Origin of the sequence: Jatrophihabitans sp. (genome assembly GCF_046262535.1) — a bacterium.
Lineage (GTDB): Bacteria > Actinomycetota > Actinomycetes > Mycobacteriales > Jatrophihabitantaceae > Jatrophihabitans.
In genome coordinates this window covers 1-4,523 of record NZ_JBHEMO010000067.1, presented here as the reverse complement: position 1 = coordinate 4,523, position 4,523 = coordinate 1, and the positions used below count along the sequence as shown (strand labels likewise).

At 70.5% G+C, this 4,523-nt stretch carries 3 protein-coding genes; all 3 read right to left on the bottom strand.

Annotated features, from left to right (window positions below):
- Window positions 1-2,329: type I DNA topoisomerase (topA, locus tag ABR571_RS09655; RefSeq protein WP_409452980.1), on the bottom strand; the 2,329-nt coding region annotated here is incomplete at its 3' end.
- Between the two features lie 94 nt (window positions 2,330-2,423).
- Window positions 2,424-3,011 (bottom strand): hypothetical protein, encoded by a 588-nt coding sequence (locus ABR571_RS09650; RefSeq protein ID WP_409452979.1) that lies wholly within the window; start codon window positions 3,009-3,011, stop codon window positions 2,424-2,426.
- A 103-nt stretch (window positions 3,012-3,114) separates the two neighbouring features.
- Window positions 3,115-4,523: sodium/proton-translocating pyrophosphatase (locus tag ABR571_RS09645; protein WP_409452978.1), on the bottom strand; the 1,409-nt coding region annotated here is incomplete at its 5' end.

Here is a 4,523-nt window from a genome sequence, read left to right as displayed (position 1 = left end):
CCTCGCTGGTGATCGACCGCGAGTCGGTGCCCTTCTTGATGTACGGGCCGTAGCGGCCGTTCTGGGCGGTGACGTCCACACCGTCGAGCTGGCCGAGCGTACGCGGCAGCGTCAGCAGCTTCTCGGCCTCTTCCAGCGTGAGGCTGTCAAGCGCCATCGTCTTGAACAGCGAGGCCGTCTTCTCGCCGTCGGTGACGTACGGCCCGTACCGGCCGGACTTCGCGGTGAGCTCGCGACCGTCGGCGGTCGTGCCGAGCTCGCGGTCACCGGACGGTGCGGTGAGCAGCTCCTCAACCTTGTCCGGCGTGAGCTCGTCGGGCGCGAGGTCCTCGGGGATGGACGCGCGCTCCTCGCCGCGTTGCAGGTACGGCCCGTAGCGCCCGACCCGGACGACCACGCCGGTGTCGCCGAGCGGGATCGAGCTCACGCCGCGCGCGTCGATTTCCTCGAGCCGCGCCGCAATCAGCCGCTTCAGCCCGCCCTGCGCCGAGATGCGCTCGGAGTCCGCGGGCGCGTCGGCCGACCCGAAGTAGAACCGGGTCAGCCAGTCGACGCGCGAGCGCTCGCCGCTCGCGATGTCGTCGAGGTCGTCCTCGACGGAGGCGGTGAACCCGTAGTCCACCAGCCGGGCGAAGTACGACTCGAGCAGGTTCACGACCGCGAAGGCCGTCCAGGTCGGGACGAGGGCCGGGCCCTTCTTCCACACGTAGCCGCGGTCCTGGATCGTCTGCATGATCGACGCGTAGGTGGACGGTCGCCCGACCCCGAGTTCCTCCATCGCCTTCACCAGCGACGGTTCGGTGAACCGGGCCGGCGGCGACGTGGTGTGGCTCGTCGGGACGAACTCGCGCGGGTCGACGGCGTCGCCCCGGGCCAGCTGGGGCAGCCGCTTCTCGCTGTCGTCCTTCTCCCCCGCGGCCTCGTCGGTGTCCTCGACGTAGGCCCGCAGGAAGCCGGGAAAGGTGATCGTCCGGCCACTCGTGGTGAACACGACGGCCTCGTCGGTCACGGACGTGCCACCGATGCGCACCGAGACGGTGGTGCCGACGGCGTCGGCCATCTGCGAGGCGAGGGTGCGCTGCCAGATGAGCTCGTAGAGCCGGAACTCCTCCGACGACAGCTGGTTGGCCACCTCGCCAGGAGTGCGGAAGGTGTCGCCGGCCGGACGGATGGCTTCGTGGGCCTCCTGGGCGTTCTTCACCTTGCGCGTGTAGATGCGCGGCTCGGCCGGCACGTACGCGTCGCCGTACAGCTGTCGCGCCTGCGAGCGGGCGGCGGTGAGCGCGGTCTCCGACAGGTTCGTCGAGTCGGTGCGCATATAGGTGATGTAGCCGTTCTCGTACAGCCGCTGCGCCGTGCGCATCACCTGTTGCGCCGACCAGCGGAACTTGCGGCCGGCCTCCTGCTGCAGCGTCGACGTCATGAACGGCGCGTAGGGGCGGCGGCGGTAGGGCTTCTCCTCGACGCCCTGCACGCTGAAGGGCCGGCCTTCAAGCCGGGCGGCGAGCCCACGGGCGCCGTCCTCGTCGAGGTGCAGGACGTTGGACGGTGCCCGCCCGGTCGCGGCGTCGAAGTCCCGGCCGGTGGCGAGGCGCCGGTCGTCCACGGAGACGAGGGTCGAGGTGAACGTCTCCGGGTCGTTCGGCTTCGGTTCGGTGGGCGCGAACGTGCCGACCACGTCCCAGTAGGTCGCGCTGTGGAACGCCATCCGCTCGCGCTCGCGCTCGACGACCATCCGCGTCGCGACGGACTGCACGCGGCCGGCCGACAGGCCCGGCGAGACCTTCTTCCACAGCACCGGGCTGACCCCGTAGCCGACGAGCCGGTCGAGGATCTGGCGGGTGCGCTGCGCGTCGACGAGCTGGCTGTTGATGGCCCGCGGCGACGCGACGGCCGCGGCGATGGCCGACGGGGTGATCTCGTGGAACACCATCCGGTGCACCGGCACCTTGGGGTTCAGCGTCTCGACGAGGTGCCAGGCAATGGCCTCGCCCTCACGGTCCTCATCTGTGGCGAGGTAGAGCTCGTCGGCGTCCTTCACGAGCGCCTTCAGCTTGTTGACCTGGTCCTTGCGGTCGGCGCTGACGACGTAGAGCGTCTCGAAGTCGTTGTCGACGTCGACGCCCAGATTGGCCCACGGAACGCCCTTGTACTTGGCCGGAACGGCGGCAGCGTTGCGCGGCAGTTCCCGGATGTGGCCGATCGACGCCTCGACGACGTACCCGTTGCCCAGGTAGCCGCCGATCGTCTTGGCCTTGGCCGGGGACTCGACGATCACCAGTTTGGTGCCCGTCCGTCCGCCCTTCGCCGCCACTACTGCTCCAAACACTTGTCGGGATCCAACAAGCGCGGACGGTACAGGACACCCGCAAACCGGCCCGCCAGCTCTTCATCCGCGTCCCAGCGCTCATCCCGCCGACTGGTCAGTGGCGGAGCGGTTGTCCGCTCGGCCAATGGTCGGCGCCATCCGCGGGGGCGGGGCCGACGAGCTCGACCAGCCGCCGCAGGCGTTTGTCCGACGTCACCCGCCAGCCCGGTCCCCCGCGCTGGGCCAGCGAGACGGCCGCCACACTCAGCCGGGACAGCTGGGCGCCGGCGGCCTGGTGGATCGGGTCGTCCGGTTCGGCAGTGGCGAGCAGGTAGCCGACGTCGTCGCGGCGGCCGGCCGCGATCGCCCACAGCCGCAGGCCGCCCGGGCCGAGCCGGAAGCCGAGCGGCAGGCCCTCGTTCGCCCCCCGGGTCCACCGCGCCGCGTGCGGCACGAGGTCGGGCGCGAACGCCGTGCGCACCCCGAGCCCCGACGGCGCCGGCACGACTGCATCGTCGCCGCCCACGCCCCGTTCGGCGAACGCCGCGACCAACGCGTCGGCCCGCCACTGGTCGGCGACCACGACCGACAGCCGTGCGCCGGTGGCCGAGCGGACCCAGTGCGCGCCGGCGAGCAGCAGTCCGTCCAGGTCGTCGAGCGACGGCGAGGTCGCCTCGGCACCGAACAGGGAGAACTGGGTCACGACGCCCATCGTGCCTGGTCGGTGGCGCGCCGCCCGGCACCGCGCCCGGCCGGACGCGCGACGACCCCGGCCGGCCGGCCGGGGTCGTCGTTGCGAACTGCGATCAGGCGACCTTCGCCGCCTCGGTGGTGGCCGCCGGAGCGTCGTCGCCCATGGAGACCTGCCGACGCTTCGACACGGTGACCGCCGCGGCGATGATCAGGAAGGCCACGATGGCGACGGCGGCGCGCACGCCGTTGTTCTTGTCGTCGCCGACGCTGAACTTGATCACGGCCGGGGCGATCAGCACGGCCACCAGGTTCATGACCTTGATGAGCGGGTTGATCGACGGGCCGGCGGTGTCCTTGAACGGGTCACCGACGGTGTCACCGATGACGGTGGCCGCGTGGGCCTCGGTGCCCTTGCCGCCGTAGCTGCCGTCCTCGACCATCTTCTTAGCGTTGTCCCACGCGCCACCGGAGTTGGCGAGGAACACTGCCATCAGCACACCGGCCGAGATGGCCCCGGCCAGGTAACCGGCCAGCGGGCCGGCGCCGAAGGCGAAACCGATCGTGATCGGCGCGAAGATCGCCAGCAGGCCGGGAGTGGCCAGCTCACGCAGCGAGTCCTTCGTGCAGATGTCGACGACGCGGGCGTAGTCGGGCTTCTCGGAGAAGTCCATGATCCCCGGGTGCTCGCGGAACTGGTTGCGCACCTCGTACACCACGCGACCGGCTGCGCGACCGACGGCGCTGATCGCCAGGCCGCTGAACAGGAACACCGCAGCGGCACCGATGATCGCGCCGACGAGCAGGTTCGGCGAGATGATCTGGAAGTCGATGCCGGACTTGGCGTGGTACTTGCCCAGCGCGTCGCCGACCGCCTTGGTGAACGAGCCGAACAGCGCGGTCGCGGCCAGCACGGCCGTCGCGATCGCGATGCCCTTGGTGATGGCCTTCGTCGTGTTGCCGACGGCGTCGAGGTCGGTGAGCACGCGAGCGCCCACCTCGTCGATGTCGCCACTCATCTCGGCCACGCCCTGCGCGTTGTCGCTGACCGGACCGAAGGTGTCCATCGCGACGATGACGCCGGCGGTGGTCAGCAAGCCGCAACCGGCGAGTGCAACCGCGAACAGCGCCACGCCGACGGTACCGCTGCCGAGCAGGAATGCGCCGAACACGGCCAGTGCGATGAGGACGGCGGTGTAGACGGCCGATTCCAGACCGAGCGAGATGCCGGACAGGATCACCGTGGCCGGACCCGTGAGCGACGTCTTGGCGACGTCCTTCACGGGACGGCGGACGGTGTCGGTGAAGTAGCCGGTGAGCTGCTGGATGAGCACGGCCAGGACGATGCCGATGAGCACGGCGGTGAAGGCGATCCACTTCGGGTTGCCGTCGACGCTGCCGGCGTTGATGTCGTGGAAGCCGCTGAAGCCGCTCGGCAGGTAGGTGAACGCCGCGATCGCGACGAGGACCAGTGACACGACGGCCGAAATGACGAATCCGCGGTTGATCGGCACGAGGCCGTTGC